This is a genomic window from Solibacillus sp. FSL W7-1436 (genome assembly GCF_038007305.1).
Classification (GTDB): Bacteria; Bacillota; Bacilli; order Bacillales_A; family Planococcaceae; genus Solibacillus.
In genome coordinates, this window is sequence record NZ_JBBOWV010000001.1 from 1281402 (window position 1) to 1296746 (window position 15345).

16 protein-coding genes are annotated in these 15345 nt (G+C 40.5%); 2 read left to right on the plus strand and 14 right to left on the minus strand.

What is annotated here, in order from left to right; translation table 11 throughout:
* Positions 1 to 12: 12 nt before the first annotated feature.
* The 3 genes from ispF to MKX73_RS06505 form a co-directional block, all read right to left on the minus strand.
* A complete protein-coding gene (ispF, locus tag MKX73_RS06495; protein ID WP_251690903.1) occupies positions 13 to 489 on the minus strand; it encodes a 2-C-methyl-D-erythritol 2,4-cyclodiphosphate synthase in 477 nt (158 codons plus the stop codon).
* Between the two features lie 114 nt (positions 490 to 603).
* On the minus strand, positions 604 to 1284 hold the full coding sequence (ispD, locus tag MKX73_RS06500; RefSeq protein ID WP_340716757.1) for a 2-C-methyl-D-erythritol 4-phosphate cytidylyltransferase: 681 nt from the start codon (positions 1282 to 1284) through the stop codon (positions 604 to 606).
* A gap of 13 nt (positions 1285 to 1297) precedes the next feature.
* A complete protein-coding gene (locus MKX73_RS06505; protein WP_340716758.1) occupies positions 1298 to 2374 on the minus strand; it encodes a PIN/TRAM domain-containing protein in 1077 nt (358 codons plus the stop codon).
* Between the two features lie 282 nt (positions 2375 to 2656).
* On the opposite strand from MKX73_RS06505, the gene MKX73_RS06510 reads away from it, so the two are divergent.
* Entirely contained in the window at positions 2657 to 3304 is a 648-nt protein-coding gene (locus tag MKX73_RS06510; RefSeq protein WP_340716759.1) for an acetate uptake transporter, read from the plus strand.
* A 73-nt stretch (positions 3305 to 3377) separates the two neighbouring features.
* On the opposite strand, the gene radA is transcribed toward MKX73_RS06510, so the two are convergent.
* The 7 genes from radA to MKX73_RS06545 all read right to left on the minus strand — a co-directional run bounded on the left by radA (position 3378) and on the right by MKX73_RS06545 (position 10341).
* The gene (gene radA, locus MKX73_RS06515; RefSeq protein WP_340716760.1) at positions 3378 to 4751 is read right to left on the minus strand and encodes a DNA repair protein RadA; all 1374 of its coding nucleotides are present in this window, start codon (positions 4749 to 4751) and stop codon (positions 3378 to 3380) included.
* A 194-nt stretch (positions 4752 to 4945) separates the two neighbouring features.
* Positions 4946 to 7390, minus strand: a complete 2445-nt coding sequence (locus tag MKX73_RS06520) for an ATP-dependent Clp protease ATP-binding subunit (protein WP_340716761.1) — start codon at positions 7388 to 7390, stop codon at positions 4946 to 4948.
* Positions 7387 to 8484, minus strand: coding sequence for a protein arginine kinase (locus MKX73_RS06525; protein ID WP_340716762.1), 1098 nt, complete (start codon positions 8482 to 8484; stop codon positions 7387 to 7389). The genes MKX73_RS06520 and MKX73_RS06525 overlap by 4 nt, the downstream gene beginning before the upstream one ends.
* The gene (locus MKX73_RS06530; RefSeq protein ID WP_340716763.1) at positions 8481 to 9023 is read right to left on the minus strand and encodes a UvrB/UvrC motif-containing protein; all 543 of its coding nucleotides are present in this window, start codon (positions 9021 to 9023) and stop codon (positions 8481 to 8483) included. The genes MKX73_RS06525 and MKX73_RS06530 overlap by 4 nt, the downstream gene beginning before the upstream one ends.
* Before the next feature lie 12 nt (positions 9024 to 9035).
* Positions 9036 to 9500: a CtsR family transcriptional regulator gene (locus MKX73_RS06535; RefSeq protein WP_340716764.1), complete on the minus strand. Its 465-nt coding sequence runs from the start codon at positions 9498 to 9500 to the stop codon at positions 9036 to 9038.
* Positions 9501 to 9702: 202 nt separating this feature from the next.
* The gene (locus MKX73_RS06540) at positions 9703 to 10008 is read right to left on the minus strand and encodes a DUF4870 domain-containing protein (RefSeq protein WP_340716765.1); all 306 of its coding nucleotides are present in this window, start codon (positions 10006 to 10008) and stop codon (positions 9703 to 9705) included.
* Positions 10009 to 10128: 120 nt separating this feature from the next.
* Positions 10129 to 10341 (minus strand): acyltransferase, encoded by a 213-nt coding sequence (locus tag MKX73_RS06545; protein ID WP_340716766.1) that lies wholly within the window; start codon positions 10339 to 10341, stop codon positions 10129 to 10131.
* A 164-nt stretch (positions 10342 to 10505) separates the two neighbouring features.
* On the opposite strand from MKX73_RS06545, the gene MKX73_RS06550 reads away from it, so the two are divergent.
* Positions 10506 to 11819: a globin-coupled sensor protein gene (locus MKX73_RS06550; protein ID WP_340716767.1), complete on the plus strand. Its 1314-nt coding sequence runs from the start codon at positions 10506 to 10508 to the stop codon at positions 11817 to 11819.
* Between the two features lie 58 nt (positions 11820 to 11877).
* Here the strand turns inward: MKX73_RS06550 and MKX73_RS06555 are convergent, their stop codons facing one another.
* From MKX73_RS06555 to MKX73_RS06570, 4 genes are all read right to left on the minus strand, one after another.
* Positions 11878 to 12366 carry an acyl-CoA thioesterase gene (locus MKX73_RS06555; protein WP_008407032.1) on the minus strand — a complete coding sequence of 163 codons (489 nt, stop codon included), beginning with the start codon at positions 12364 to 12366 and terminating at the stop codon, positions 11878 to 11880.
* Between the two features lie 64 nt (positions 12367 to 12430).
* Positions 12431 to 13861: an aldehyde dehydrogenase family protein gene (locus MKX73_RS06560; RefSeq protein WP_340716768.1), complete on the minus strand. Its 1431-nt coding sequence runs from the start codon at positions 13859 to 13861 to the stop codon at positions 12431 to 12433.
* A gap of 31 nt (positions 13862 to 13892) precedes the next feature.
* Positions 13893 to 14867, minus strand: coding sequence for a DUF4003 family protein (locus MKX73_RS06565; RefSeq protein ID WP_340716769.1), 975 nt, complete (start codon positions 14865 to 14867; stop codon positions 13893 to 13895).
* 116 nt (positions 14868 to 14983) lie between these two features.
* Positions 14984 to 15340 carry a DUF779 domain-containing protein gene (locus MKX73_RS06570; RefSeq protein WP_340716770.1) on the minus strand — a complete coding sequence of 119 codons (357 nt, stop codon included), beginning with the start codon at positions 15338 to 15340 and terminating at the stop codon, positions 14984 to 14986.
* Positions 15341 to 15345: the final 5 nt, after the last annotated feature.

Sequence of the window (15345 nt, forward strand, 5' to 3'; positions counted from 1 at the left end):
ATAAGTTTCACTTTATGCTTTAACTAACAGAATCGTTGCCATTGCTGCGATTCCTTCTTCACGGCCGACAAAGCCCAGCTTCTCTGTTGTTGTCGCTTTTACATTTACTTGCGAAGGTTCCGCATTCAATAATTGTGCGATTCGGTTTTGCATTTGTGAAATATACGGGGCCATTTTTGGACGCTGTGCCATAATCGTACAATCCACATTGCCTAATTTATATCCGCGCTCTTCAACCATCTTCCAAATGTATTCGAGCAGCTTCGCCGAATCGGCGTCTTTCCACTCCGGATCCGTATCAGGGAAGTGACGGCCAATATCCCCTTCACCAATTGCACCTAATGCCGCGTCTGTAACTGTATGTAAAAGCACATCGGCATCCGAATGACCTACTAAGCCGCGCTCATGTGGAATCGTAATACCACCTAAAATTAATGGACGTCCTTCTGCAAATTCGTGAACGTCAAATCCTTGTCCAATTCGAAACATATCGTTGCCAGCCTACATTCGTAAGCTAGCTTTCACCTTCTTTCTGCTAATCTCATTATCATTAGTATAATCAACTTGTCCGGAAAAAGCCCCGCAAACTTTTTTAAGTATCTGCTATTTTCGTTGTTTTAAAATAGCTTCCCCGAAAACCAGATCTTCCTGCGTTGTCATTTTTACATTTTCATAACTGCATTCCACAATATGAATATCATGGCCTAAACGTTCCACAAGCATCGCTTCATCCGTTCCTAAAAAACCTGCTTTTTCTGCCAGGTCTTCAGCTTCTGCCAAAATTTCGTAACGGAACGCTTGCGGTGTTTGAACCATCCATAACGATTCGCGGTCAACAGTTGCTTTAATTAGACCATTATGGACGACTTTCATCGTATCCTTTGCACGAACACCTGCAATCGCTGCCCCTTTTTCATAAGCGACTTCTGCAAGTTCGTTAATCTTCGGAATCGTAATAAAAGGACGTGCGGCGTCATGAACAAGGACAACATCCACTGCATTCATTTCTTTTATGCATGAATGCACTGAATGTTGGCGTTCTTCACCGCCTGTAGGCATACCTTTTACTTTTACAATATTATATTTTTCGATGAGCGAACGGATAAATGGACGTTCCTCATCTTTTACGGCAATCCAGATTCCTGTACAGTTTTCATCTTGTTCAAAAACAAGAAGTGTATGAACTAAAATCGGTTTATCCGCTAAGTTTAAAAATAATTTATTTTGTCCGGCCCCCATGCGCTTTCCGCTTCCTGCTGCCGGCAAAACGACTTCATAACGCAAAATGCTTCACATCCTAACCCTCTTTTGGCTTGGCGAAAATCATACGCCCTGCTGATGTTTGAAGGACACTTGTTACAGTAACAGTAATCGCCTGTCCAATATAACTACGGCCGCCTTCTACGACAATCATTGTTCCGTCATCTAAATAGGCAACACCCTGATTGTGTTCTTTTCCGTCTTTAATGACAACGACTTGCATATCTTCACCCGGAATAACAACCGGTTTCACAGCATTTGCCAAATCATTAATATTCAATACTTGTACACGGTGCAGTTCACAAACTTTATTTAAGTTGAAATCATTCGTCAGTATTTGGGCATTCATGTTTTTTGCTAAGCGAACCAGCTTTAAGTCCACTTCAGACACATCTTCAAAATCAACTTCCGTAATAAGTACCTTCGAAGCACGTTCGTCCTGAAGGCGTTTTAAAATATCAAGACCTCTGCGACCACGTGTACGCTTTAATGTATCGGATGAATCCGCAATATGCTGCAGTTCTGTCAATACAAACTGCGGCACGACTAAAATCCCTTCAACAAAGCCTGTTGTTGAAATATCGGCAATACGCCCATCGATAATGACACTTGTATCGAGCAATTTGTACTGCTGCTCCTGAACTTCCTTGACTGACCCGTCACTTTGACGTTTTTTCGTTGATTTCCCGGAAAAAATCTGCAATAGCTCATCCCGTTTACTGAATCCTAACCGGAATCCGAGATAGCCAAGGACAATGGATAAAATGGCAGGAACAACTGCGGTTATAACAGGAATGTTCATTTGATTGATGGCGACACCGACCAATGTAGCTACACATAGCCCTACGATTAAACCGAGCGTACCAAACAGTAAATCCGCAGCCGGCAATTTGAATAATACTTCCTCTAACCAAGTAATTAATTTTACAAAGTAATCAGATAATGCAAACGATAAAACGAATAACAAAGCAGCACCTATTGCAACACTGAAATATGGATTATTAAGCCATGGATTGGATGATAAGTTCATGAATGCATATAATGGCGGTAAGAAAATGAGGCCTAATGCTCCACCGATAAATAAAAATGCTACTTGAATTATTTTCTTCAACATTTGTTTCACCTCCATTTAATAATTATACATCTAAATTTTCATTCATGCGAAGCCCAGGTACCAAAAGCAAGGGCAAATAAACAATGAAATGTAATTAAATCCCAATATTAGAATTTTACCCATTTTTTAAGATTATCCCCTATTTAATAGTTAAATTTACGCGATATTAATTTAAAAATGACATACTTCATTCTAAATCCCCATTTCAGTAGTTTAATCAAATTTTTGCATATATTATTTTAGTATAATATACAATTTCAACTTAGAAGAGGAGAATACGTTTTGAATACTGCAAAAGAGGTAAAAATTTCTACTGCTGATCCTTCTGCTATTGGTTTATTCGGATTGGCTATTGTAACATTTGTTGCTTCCACTCAAAAATTAGGCTGGACAGAAGGCTTAGGTCTGGTTATTCCTTGGGCAATATTTTTGGGGGGTATTGCACAATTTTACGCATCCGTATTAGATTCAAAGCATAATAATACATTTGGTACGACGGCATTCGGCGCATATGGTTTGTTCTGGATGGGTGTTGGTATGAGCTGGTTCGTTCAAGCCGGCATATTTGGTGCAACATTACAGGCATCTGCTGATACGACTCAGCTCGGTGTTGTGTATTTAGGTTATTTAATCTTTACCCTATTTATGACGATTGGTGCAGCTGAAACAAATAAAGTTTTATTTGCCATCTTTGTAATGATCGATTTCTTATTTATCGGCCTGGCATTAAGCTCATTTGGAATTATGGAGCATGGCATGCATTTACTTGCTGCCTACTCTGAGTTAATCATTGCCCTTTTATCATTTTACGGCGCAGGGGCCAATGTACTCAACAAGCATTTCGGCTTCAGCTTCCTGCCGATCGGAAAGCCTTTTGGCATTTTCACAAGAGAAGCATTTTTAAAGAAAGAAAAAGCGGTAAAAGCATAATTATAAAAAGGCATGAAAAGTATTTTTACTTTTCATGCCTTCTTTTTAGGACGAGTTAACAAAAACCCATTCCCTATAAATTTTGGAAAGATTCCCGCAGTGCGTCACTGATTGTTTCGACGCCAACGACTTGAATATCCGGCGGGAATTCCCAGCCACCGATATTGGAAGCTGGAATAAAGGCACGTTTGAACCCTAGTTTGGCCGCTTCCTGGACACGCTGTTCAATTCTTGAAACGCGGCGTACTTCACCGGTTAACCCGACTTCCCCGATAAAGCAGTCTGTCGGACGTACTGTCTGGTCTTTAAAGCTTGAAACAATACTTGTTAATACAGCTAAATCAATCGCCGGCTCATCAAGCTTCACACCACCGGCAACTTTAATATAGGCATCCTGTGCCTGAAGCATCATGCCCATTCGTTTTTCCAGTACGGCCATTAAAAGCTGGACACGGTTCTGATCGACCCCAGTTGCCATACGCTTCGGATAATTAAAACTCGTTGGTGTAATAAGCGACTGTATTTCTACCAGGATCGGGCGAGTCCCTTCCATCGATGCAACGATTGTTGAACCTGGGGCACCTTGCGAACGTTCCTGTAAAAACAGCTCGGATGGATTTAATACTTCTTTTAATCCTCCGTGGAGCATTTCAAAAATCGCGATTTCATTTGTAGAACCAAAACGGTTTTTCTGACTGCGTAAAATCCGGTGGTTATGATGGCGCTCCCCTTCAAAGTAAAGCACCGTATCTACCATATGTTCCAAAATACGCGGACCGGCAATCTGTCCTTCTTTTGTAACGTGACCAACAAGGAAAATAGCGATGTTTTTTGTCTTTGCGATACGCATCAGTTCCGCTGTACATTCACGTACTTGCGAAACACTGCCTGGCGCGCTTGTTATTTCCGGATGGTGTACCGTTTGAATTGAATCGACTATCACAAATTTCGGCTGTACTTCATCGATAGTCTGATTTAAAAACTCCAGATTCGTTTCCGAGTAAATATAAAGCTCCGGCGTATGTACACCCAGACGTTCAGCGCGCAGCTTCGTCTGACGTACAGATTCCTCACCGGAAATATATAATACACGTTTTCCCTGATTGGAAAGAAGCGCCGATACTTGAAGTAATAATGTCGATTTCCCGATACCAGGATCGCCGCCTATTAGTACTAGTGAGCCCGGTACAATACCGCCTCCAAGTACACGGTTAAACTCATTCATTTCTGTAGCGATACGTGTTTCTTCCTGTACTTCAACATGAATAATAGGTGTTGCCTTTGTCGCGGTTGTAGAATGCTGGAACGCTCCACGCGGTCCTTTTGTGATGACTTCGACTTCTTCATTCATCGTATTCCATTCACCGCAGCCAGGACAGCGCCCCATCCATTTTGCTGCTTCATAGCCACAGCTGCTGCACATAAATTTAGACTTCTTTTTCGCCATTTTGCTAGCTCCTTCGAATGTTTGTTCCTATAATTGTACACGAAACAAAATCGAATACCCACTAATCTGCCGCGAAATTCTTTTTCAGCATTACTGCGTGTGACGGGGAGGACTGATTTTTATGTCTCCAACCCTACAACGATTAAAAAAACAGACGAAGCAGGGAATATCCAGCCTCGTCTGTTTTTTATTAATTAATTCGTTGCTACTTTTTCTTGTGTACGTACGATAAACTCATTATCTACATAGTCAAGCACGACTGTTTGCGTCTTATCCAATGTACCTTTTAACAGCTCTTCGGATAAACGGTCTTCCACATGTTTTTGTAATGCACGGCGTAATGGACGCGCACCGTATTGTGGATCGTAGCCCTCTTCCGAAATTTTCTCAAGCGCTGCCTCTGTAAGCTGCAGTTCGATATCCTGCTCTTTCAGACGATTCTTTAAAGAGTTCGCCATTAATGACACAATTTCTTTTAAGTGATCTTTTTCCAATGAATGGAACACGATCATTTCGTCAATACGGTTTAAGAACTCTGGACGGAACGCTTTTTTCAGCTCTTCCAGCATTGTGCTCTTCATGTCTTTATCTTTCGAATCACTTAAACCAGCGCTGAATCCTACATGTTTGCGGTATTTAAGAGCATCTGCCCCAACATTCGATGTCATAATGACTACTGTGTTGCGGAAATCGACTACACGACCTTTTGAATCAGTTAAGCGACCGTCTTCCAACACTTGTAACAAGATGTTGAACACATCCGGATGCGCTTTTTCGATTTCATCCAATAGTACAACCGAATAAGGCTTGCGGCGGACTTTTTCAGTCAATTGACCACCATCGTCAAATCCTACATAGCCTGGAGGTGAACCGACTAAACGAGAAGTCGAATGTTTCTCCATATACTCGGACATATCTACACGAATCATCGCATCTTCATCACCGAACATTACTTCAGCAAGTGCCCGCGCCAGTTCCGTTTTACCGACACCTGTAGGCCCAAGGAAGATAAATGAACCGATTGGGCGTTTCGGATCTTTTAAACCAGCACGTGCACGACGGATAGCACGGGAAATCGCCTCTACCGCTTCACCCTGACCAACTACACGTTTGTGTAATTCTTCTTCAAGGTTTAATAACTTCGCAGATTCTGCCTGTGCGATTTTCGAAACTGGAATTCCCGTCCACATCGCTACCACTTGCGCAATGTCATCTACATATACTGTAGACTCTTCTTTGCCTTGTTTTTCTTTCCACTCTTTTTTCAGTTGTTCAAGCTCTTGTTTCAGCTTTTGCTCTGTATCACGTAATGCAGCTGCTTTTTCAAATTCCTGTCCTGAAACAGCGGCATTCTTTTCAGATCTAATGCCTTCCAATTTATCTTCCAACTCTTTTAAATTAGGTGGAACAGTATAAGAGCGTAAGCGCACTTTTGAACCAGCCTCATCGATTAAGTCAATTGCTTTATCCGGTAAGAAACGATCCGAAATGTAGCGATCCGATAATTTTGCAGCTGCTTCTACCGCTTCATCCGAAATTTTCACACGGTGATGTGCTTCATAGCGATCACGTAAACCATTAATAATTTGAATTGTTTCTTCAACAGATGGCTCATCAACTTGGATCGGTTGGAAACGACGCTCTAAAGCCGCGTCTTTTTCGATATATTTGCGGTACTCATCCAATGTTGTCGCACCGATACATTGCAGTTCCCCACGTGCCAGTGATGGTTTTAAAATATTTGACGCATCAATTGCACCTTCAGCACCGCCTGCACCGATCAATGTATGAAGCTCATCGATGAATAGAATAATATTGCCGGCCTGGCGAATTTCATCCATCACTTTTTTCAGACGGTCCTCAAATTCCCCACGATATTTTGTACCTGCAACAACTGTACCCATATCAAGCGTCATTACACGTTTATCGCGTAGTGTTTCCGGTACTTCATTATTGATGATTTGCTGTGCCAAACCTTCTGCAATGGCCGTTTTACCGACACCAGGTTCCCCGATCAGCACCGGGTTGTTTTTTGTACGGCGTGACAGTACTTCTACAACACGTGTAATTTCTTTTGAACGGCCGATAACCGGGTCAAGTGAACCTTCACGCGCTACCGCTGTTAAATCGCGGGCTAAGCTATCAAGTGTTGGTGTATTGACTGTTTGCGTCATGCTTGAATTACCGCTATTGTTTGAGTCGTTATTGCCCAATAACAGTAAAACTTGTTGGCGTGCCTTATTGATGCTTACACCTGTATTCGCCAGTACGCGGGCAGCAACCCCTTCACCTTCACGAATTAAAGCTAATAAAATATGCTCTGTTCCGACATATGCATGCCCTAATTTACGCGATTCATCCAATGAAAGTTCGATTACCTTTTTAGCACGCGGTGTGTAATGTACGATAGGACCTACATCTTCAGTGCCCTTTCCAACGAGTTCTTCAATGCCAGTTTCAATCATTTGAGGGCTAATATTAATTGCTTCCAGAGCTTTAGCGGCAATTCCGCCACCTTCACGAATTAAGCCAAGTAAAATATGTTCAGTTCCGATTTCTTTATGCTTAAGACGAATTGCCTCTTCTTGAGCAAGTTGTAATACCTTCTGAGCACGTTGTGTGAATCGATTAAACATCATAGAAAATCCTCTCCTTTTTCCCCATTGTTTGTAGCTTCATCTTGCTCGTTTAACTTTTCTTGCAACAGCTTCGCACGATACATATCGCGCTCTGCCGGTTGTAACGTAGTACCAATATATTGCTGAATGAGTCCAGGTTGCATAATAAGCATGCACTCATTTAGTTTACGCTGTGAAATTGCTTCTAATAATCCTAAACTTACCCCAAGACGCACATTTGATAAACAGCTTGCTGCTTCTTCACTTGTTAAAATTCTTGCGTACTTCAAAGTACCAAGTGAACGGCTAAGGCGGTCTTCCAATACGGAAGGCGCTCGCATCAGCAAATTTTTGCGGGCAAGCTCTTCTTTTTTGATCACTTGCTCTACAACATCCTGAAGCTCCTGCAAAATCAAATCTTCTGATTTACCTAATGTGATCTGGTTTGATATTTGATAAATATTCCCTAAATTTTCACTGCCTTCTCCATATATACCCCGCACCACCATTCCTAACCGTGTCATCATCTGAATTAACGGATTCATCTGCTTCATCATTGTGAGTGCCGGTAAATGGAGCATAACAGAAGCTCGAAGTCCTGTTCCGACATTTGTCGGGCAGCTTGTCAAATAACCATAGCGGTCTTCATATGCATACGTAATTGACTTACTTAGGTAGCGGTCAATATTACGAGCCTTATCAAATGCCTCTTTTAAATTCATCCCTTGCATAAGGCTCTGGATGCGAATATGATCCTCTTCATTTACTAATATGCTAATGGATTCATCTTTTGTTAAAAAAAATGATCCAATTTTTTTTCTTCGTGCCAAATTCGGGCTGATCAAATGCTTCTCCACTAATATTTGGCGTTGTAAAACCGGCATATCTTTTATTTGGAAATAGGAAAACTGATATGGATTGTTATCCGAAGATAATAATGACTGCATCATTTTTTCTTCGATCAGTTGTGCTTCCTGTTCGGTAAAACTTATCGGAAATCGAGTATTGGCAATATTACGAGCAAGCCGAATGCGCGTGCTAATGACGATATCTGAATCGCTTTCGTGCTGCATCCAGCTGGGACTGGCATTCGTTAAAAAATGCTCGATGTTCATGCGTTCCCCTCACCTTCCTGTTTTATTTTACTTTCCAATTCCCTGACTTCATCACGTATGGAAGCGGCATCTTCAAAGCGTTCTTCAGCAATAGCTTGCTGCAGTGATGAACGGAGCTCTTGAATTTGTAGTTCTACTTTCTCTTTCGAAGGTCCTTCTTCCACATACCCTACATGCTGAGTACCTGCCTGAAGTCGTTCAAGTAGCTGTGGTAATTGCTCACTAAATGTTTCGTAACACTGACCGCATCCAAACTTACCTTGCTTTAAAAACTGCCGGTACGTAAACCCGCAGGAAGGACATGTTTTTGGACTGGCTGTATTCGTTGTCGTACTTTCTTTTTTTGCATTCACAGGCACAAAATTGAACCAATTTGAAATAAGCTGCTGAAGAGATGCAGGCTCTTCATTTACATCAAATTGAAATGGATGAAATTGAGTGGCACATACTTCACAGTAGTGACGCTCGACTTTTTGACCATTGTGAACTTGAGTAACGGTAACATTGGCATGACGCTGTTTACAATGCTCACATATCATAATAATCCACCTCTACTTTTCAAAAGAAATCGTTTGTAGCATTGCATGCATAATACGTGCTCTTAGCTCATCACGCAGCGGTAATGCTACTTGTAATGTGACACGATCTAAAGCGGCCTTCATAATGCTAGCTTCTCGCTCTGTAATAATGTCCTCATCCAATAACCGGAAAATAATACGTTCAGCATTAGTCTGGGCAATGGCGTTACCTATTTGTGTTTCCATTTCGTCAAGTAAATTTTTCTTAGAGTGGATTGTTACACGCAAAATCCGAATATAACCGCCACCACCCCGCTTACTCTCTACATAGTAGCCATGCTCGGTCGTGAAACGTGTATTGATAACGTAATTGATTTGGGAAGGAGCACAGGCAAATTGCTTTGCTAATTCATTTCGCTTTATTTCAATAAGTCCCTGTCCCTCTAATTCAATAACTTCCTTCAAATACCCTTCAATTATGTCAGATATATTCCTCATGCTGTCTCTCACCTCTCATCAACTGACTTTGACTATCTTTGACTTAAATATACAATATTTATTTTTTGAAATGCAACTAATCACTCTTGTTTTAGGTTTCCCTATTTTCACACTAATAAATCCCTATTTATGTAAAAAAGCGATAAGGTGTTTTTAAACAAACCTTACCGCTTTATATGAACTTTGCCAAATTGAGGGTAAATTATACCCAGCGACCGACAATTGGATAATTCCAATGCTGATCAGATAATGCTTTTACAATACCGATGACCGGTGCAATCCAGAAAATAAGTAAAAATACTAACAGGAATGGTAAACCGATTAATACTACAGAAAGAGCTCCTGCAATCGCAATTAGAATTCCGAATACAACCTGGAATAGCAACGCTTGGATTGCTGTACGCTTTACTTCATCTTCAGAACTTATTAAGAAAAACAGAATCGGTACAAGGAACGGCGCAAAGAATGCACTGGCATGAATGATGATTTTCGACCATTTAGATTCCATTTGTTATCAACCTCACTTTAGTTTATTAGCTTATTTACGGATAATATTCATAAAAGTTTCATAGAGAGGACAAAAATCCCGAATTTTATTTCGAGATTTCCAAGTGACATCTATAGTTATTCAGTATGGGCCTCTATCTTTCGGGTTGTCCCCTTCCTGAGGGAATAAAAAATATGAAATAACCGCGGTTAGGATGGTTGCTCCAATAACTATTAAAATCCGGTCGCGACCGCCTACTTCTGCATAATTGTTGACGAGCATAATATAAGATGCAATCGCCACCCCAAGAGACAATGGTAAAACAAACTTCAAACGTCCTTTATGAAACTTCATTTATACAACGCCTTTCACTATTTACTGCATCATTTTAATAGTTATTATATTACCTCAAATACAAATTACTGTAAATTTTTAATCTTTATAGAAATATTACTGATATTATCCGATATAAGCAGTAAAATAGTATTATTTAATAAATAGATGAAACGAGGAAGAACATGGGTATTCTGTTTTCAAGAGCAACAAAAGTTTCAAACAAGCCTTATTTTGATATAGCCAATTATGAGCAGCAAGTAAATCTGGATGTTTCAAACTATCCTGACTTACATAAACAGCTTCAACTGCTAAAATTAACGACAGAGGATTTGGCCGTGATTAAACAGCTGGAACCTTTTGCACAACAGGTTGTTCCGGTTATGGTGGAGAAGTTTTACGGTGCAGTCAGCTTAAGTCCGGAGCTCGTGGATATTATAGGAAGTTCTGCCCGAATGGAGCGTCTTAAAGGTACTTTAACGAAGCATTTAGAAGCAATGTTCAACTGTAATATCGATTCAAATTATATAGAGGAACGACAAACGATTGCACATGTCCATGTCAAAATCGGACTGCGATCAAAGTGGTATATTGCATCATTCCAATCGTTAATGACAACATTTATCGACTTTATCAGTAAAATTACAATGTCGAATGTAGAAATGGCCAAAGCAATTGATGCTTTTTCAAAACTTATCAACTTCGAGCAGCAGCTTGTGATTGAAGCATACGAAAAAGAAGAGCAGCGCATCCGTACTGAAAGTCTGGAAATGAAATACCGAATTGTAGAGCGAATCCAACATACTGCACAAGAGTTAACACTTATTAGTGATCAGACAAATGCCTCATTACAGGAAATTGCGAGCCAGTCCGAAGAAATTGCTTCCAACACAACACAAGGATTAAGTTTAGTAGCGGAAACAGAGAATAGATCAACGACTGGGACTACATATTTAGTTAACCAAACAGCCATTATGACAAATATTTTAGATCGTGTGGATACACTTGAATCATCAATGGTGAAACTGCGTCAATCATCTAAAAAAATAGCTGAAATTGTAGGATTAGTAACAGGGATTGCCGATCAGACAAACTTGCTTGCATTAAATGCATCCATTGAAGCAGCACGCGCAGGTGAACACGGGAAAGGATTTGCAGTAGTAGCCGATGAAGTTCGAAAGCTTGCTGAGGAAACTAAAAATGCGGTACAAAACGTCTCTCATTTAATTAAAGAAACCGAACTTAGTATTTCCCAAATGTCCGTCTCTGTAACAAGTGTTGATGAGCAGGTAAAAATGAGCGTGGATACGCAGAAAAACTTGGCGGATTCCTTTACTTCGATTACAGAAGCAGTACATGGCATTAAAGTGCAATATGAAAACACGAATGAAGACATTCATGCCATTTCATCTGTTATTACCGGTTTAACACATACATCCAACAATGTGTTAACATCTTCGGATTCATTGCTCCGTATTGTTCAGGAGCTGCATGATTAATTTTTTTAAAATACAAAAGGGATATCAAATGGCATTTTGCATTTGATATCCCCTTTTTTTATGCGCGGCGTTTTTTTGATAATGCTCGCTTTTGTTTTCGGTGCTCCTGACGAATCGGGCCTGTTTCAAATAAATGGCGTTCAAAATCCGTCTCCGGTTCAACACCCGGCACTTCTTTTGGCTTGCCGTTTTCGTCAATCGCGACCATCGTTACGAATGATTCCGTCGTTAATTTCTTTGCACCTGTTTTAATATTTCTTGATACAACCCGTACATATACTTCCATCGAAGTACGACCTGTCCCGGATACGACAGCTTCCAACTCAATCATATCACCTGCATAGGCAGAGGATACGAAATCTACTGAGTCAAAAGAAGCAGTAACGACTTCACCTTGGCAATGTTTCATTGCAGCAATCGCCGCAATTTCATCAATATATGCTAACACTTTCCCCCCGAATATCGATTGATGATGATTTGTATCAGGAGGTAGTACTAATCGTGTTTGGATAGATTTTGAAAAGCTCATAGGCAGAGTATTTTTCATAACCTTCCTCCTTTCTAGACTACACTCCATGTTACTATTCAGAAGATGGAAGTGCTAGTACAAACTATTCATAATTCAACTTCATTGTAATGAATTTCAAATCAGTCATTTCTTCCACTGCATATTTAATGCCCTCTTTGCCGTAGCCGCTCATTTTGACGCCACCATACGGCATATTGTCTACACGGAATGTCGGAATATCGTTAATGATGACTGCGCCTGCTTCAATTTCTTCAGCAGCTTGCATCGCATCTGTTAATACATTTGTGTATATCCCCGCGTTTAACGCAAGCTCCGAACTGTTGACAAGGGCAATTGCCTCGTTCAGCGTTTCATATGGCACAATGGAGACAATCGGTGCAAAAGTTTCCTCACAAACAATTCTCATATCAGGCTTCACATTCGTCATGACAGTTGGAGAGCAAGTGCGTTCTGTAAATTCTGCTCCTGCTGCAACCGTAGCACCTTGTTGTTTTGCCTCTTCAATCCAGCTTTTTATACGGCTGACTTCATCGGGGTGAATCATTGCACTGACATCAGTTTTCTCGTCATGCGGATCTCCGACAACTAGTTTCTTTGTCTCTTCAACAAATAATTTTGTAAACGCCTCATAAATGGAAGTATGGACATAAATGCGTTGCAATGAAATACATACTTGTCCGGCAAATCCAAATGCACCGCCTACGCCACGTTTCATAATTTTTTCAAGCGGTGTTGAAGGTTCTACAATGAGTGCCGCATTTGAACCAAGCTCTAGAGTAATTTTTCGCAAGCCGACTTTTTCTTTTATTTTTAGGCCTACCGCACCACTACCTGTAAATGTCACTTTTTTTACAAGAGGATGTGTGACAAGTGTTTCGCTCAATTCCCCGCCGCTGCCTGTGACAATTTGCAATGCGCCATCCGGTAAACCTGCTTCTTTGAAAATTTCCGCCATTGCAAGTGCACTTAACGGAGTTTGGGATGCAGGTTTTAATACAACTGTATTCCCTACAGCAAAGGCTGGCCCTAATTTATGGGCTACTAGATTAAATGGAAAATTAAACGGTGTAATCGCAGAAACTACGCCTAATGGAACTCGCTTCGTATAACCGATTCTGTCTTTTACACCTGGTGCTGCATCCATTGGAATTGTTTCACCTGTACTTTGTTTTGCTGCTTCTGCTGCAAATTGATAAGTCGCAATCGTACGGTCCAGTTCTGCAATGCCTGCTGATATTGGTTTTGCTGCTTCATCTGCCAAGATTTTTGCAAGCTCTTGTTTACGTTCTCTCATGATCGTGACGACTTTGTATAAAATTTCCGCGCGTTCATATGCAGTCGTTTTTTTGAATGACTGGAATGTTTCATGTGCACCTTCAATGGCACGCTCCACATCCGCTGCCGTTGCTTTTGCTACATTTGCAAGCACTTCTCCCGTATAAGGTGCTGTTAACTCTGTTGTTTCATTCGTACTTTCCCATTTGCCGTTAATCCACAATTTTGTCTGTTTCATTTAATTCACTCCTCACTATTGTTTACCCAAATTAAAAAAATATATCGAGAATATCGATTGCCAATAAAATTGGAACATCACCTATATAATCGCTTATCGCAAGAGCCTGCATAAACAATAGACTATCGTTGAATTCGGATAGCGTATCATTTTCCACTAAATTTTTCAGTACATACTGGGCAGCGGTCATTAAAGCATACGCTTGCATCTCATTAAACATCGGTAGCTTAATGAGTGCATGTTCCATTTCTACAATTTCACCGACAACTTCCGATGTAGCCCCCGCTAAAGCAAGCAAAGCTAAATATGGATAAAAACTTTTCTTCACTTTCACGCCACTATTTATAAAAGACTGCTTCATCGCAACTACATAATCAACTAATACAGGCTGAAATTCCTCGTCATACAATGGCAATAGCTGCGTCATTGCCTGCAGCGCATCCCCGTTTTTAAAATCTTTACTGTGCAATGCATCATAGTATTTCCGCATTGTTTCGGCGAGCTTAACCGGGTCGCCTTGCTTCTTCGTCAGTAATACCGCATATGGAATATCATCTTTGCCCGTCAGGAAGTAATGATGCTTTTTCATTTCGTCATGTAAAATTTTTGCTGATTTTGCATGTGCTTCGTCCATTAAAAAAATGGCTGCAATTCTTTGATAACCGCTGCTTTTAAATCCTGCGTTCAACAATGCCTTTTCATTTAACTCTACTCGCTGAAGCTCCTGTTCAGGCTGAGGATACAATACGAAATGGGCTAACATTTTATACGTTAAAACCGACTTATTTGACGGTGTAGAAAAAAACTCAAAGAATGATTGCTTGGATTTTTGATTATGTATATCTTTTACATTCCTCTCAAATAAAGGACCATTAAATGTTTCACGTGAAAATGTAAATTGTACCGCTAACGGTATCCGGGCATTACTTTGAACATCCGACCCGAAAAATAGCTCCATCCGTTCATTATTATTTTTAAGTAATTGTATAAAAGCTGTCCGATCCATCAGTTCACACTCCCACTTATGATTATACGCCTAAAATTTTGAAGTGAAAAAAATTTGCTTATATCCATAACAAAAAGGGAATGCTGATTGTCGGACCAGCATTCCCTTTTACAAAATTATACTTGAAGGTCATTAAGCTCTTCTTTTGTGAAAGCCCTTGATCTGGATAAAAAGCGCTTCCCTTCAACGCCTTCCAATGAAAACATTCCACCACGTCCATCGACTACATCAATAATAATCTGTGTATGCTTCCAATAATCATATTGGTTTTTGTGCATATAGAACGGACTCCCGCCAATATGGCCAAGCAATATATCCTGGTTGCCGACAATTAAATCGCCATCCGGATAGCACATTGGGGACGAACCATCACAGCATCCCCCGGATTGGTGGAACATAATCGGTCCGTGGCGTTCTTTCAACTTCTCAATCAATTGTAGTGCTGCATCGGTTGCAATAACGCGTTCAACCAAATTTT

What these genes read in the sequence shown, in the direction of transcription:
- ispF (WP_251690903.1), bottom strand. Translation starts at nt 489, where the DNA reads ATGTTTCGAATTGGACAAGGATTTGACGTTCACGAATTTGCAGAAGGA.
- MKX73_RS06505 (WP_340716758.1), bottom strand. Translation starts at nt 2,374, where the DNA reads ATGTTGAAGAAAATAATTCAAGTAGCATTTTTATTTATCGGTGGAGCA.
- radA (WP_340716760.1), bottom strand. Translation starts at nt 4,751, where the DNA reads ATGGCGAAAAAGAAGTCTAAATTTATGTGCAGCAGCTGTGGCTATGAA.
- MKX73_RS06520 (WP_340716761.1), bottom strand. Translation starts at nt 7,390, where the DNA reads ATGATGTTTAATCGATTCACACAACGTGCTCAGAAGGTATTACAACTT.
- MKX73_RS06525 (WP_340716762.1), bottom strand. Translation starts at nt 8,484, where the DNA reads ATGAACATCGAGCATTTTTTAACGAATGCCAGTCCCAGCTGGATGCAG.
- MKX73_RS06530 (WP_340716763.1), bottom strand. Translation starts at nt 9,023, where the DNA reads ATGATATGTGAGCATTGTAAACAGCGTCATGCCAATGTTACCGTTACT.
- MKX73_RS06535 (WP_340716764.1), bottom strand. Translation starts at nt 9,500, where the DNA reads ATGAGGAATATATCTGACATAATTGAAGGGTATTTGAAGGAAGTTATT.
- MKX73_RS06540 (WP_340716765.1), bottom strand. Translation starts at nt 10,008, where the DNA reads ATGGAATCTAAATGGTCGAAAATCATCATTCATGCCAGTGCATTCTTT.
- MKX73_RS06545 (WP_340716766.1), bottom strand. Translation starts at nt 10,341, where the DNA reads ATGAAGTTTCATAAAGGACGTTTGAAGTTTGTTTTACCATTGTCTCTT.
- MKX73_RS06550 (WP_340716767.1), top strand. Translation starts at nt 10,506, where the DNA reads ATGGGTATTCTGTTTTCAAGAGCAACAAAAGTTTCAAACAAGCCTTAT.
- MKX73_RS06555 (WP_008407032.1), bottom strand. Translation starts at nt 12,366, where the DNA reads ATGAAAAATACTCTGCCTATGAGCTTTTCAAAATCTATCCAAACACGA.
- MKX73_RS06560 (WP_340716768.1), bottom strand. Translation starts at nt 13,861, where the DNA reads ATGAAACAGACAAAATTGTGGATTAACGGCAAATGGGAAAGTACGAAT.
- MKX73_RS06565 (WP_340716769.1), bottom strand. Translation starts at nt 14,867, where the DNA reads ATGGATCGGACAGCTTTTATACAATTACTTAAAAATAATAATGAACGG.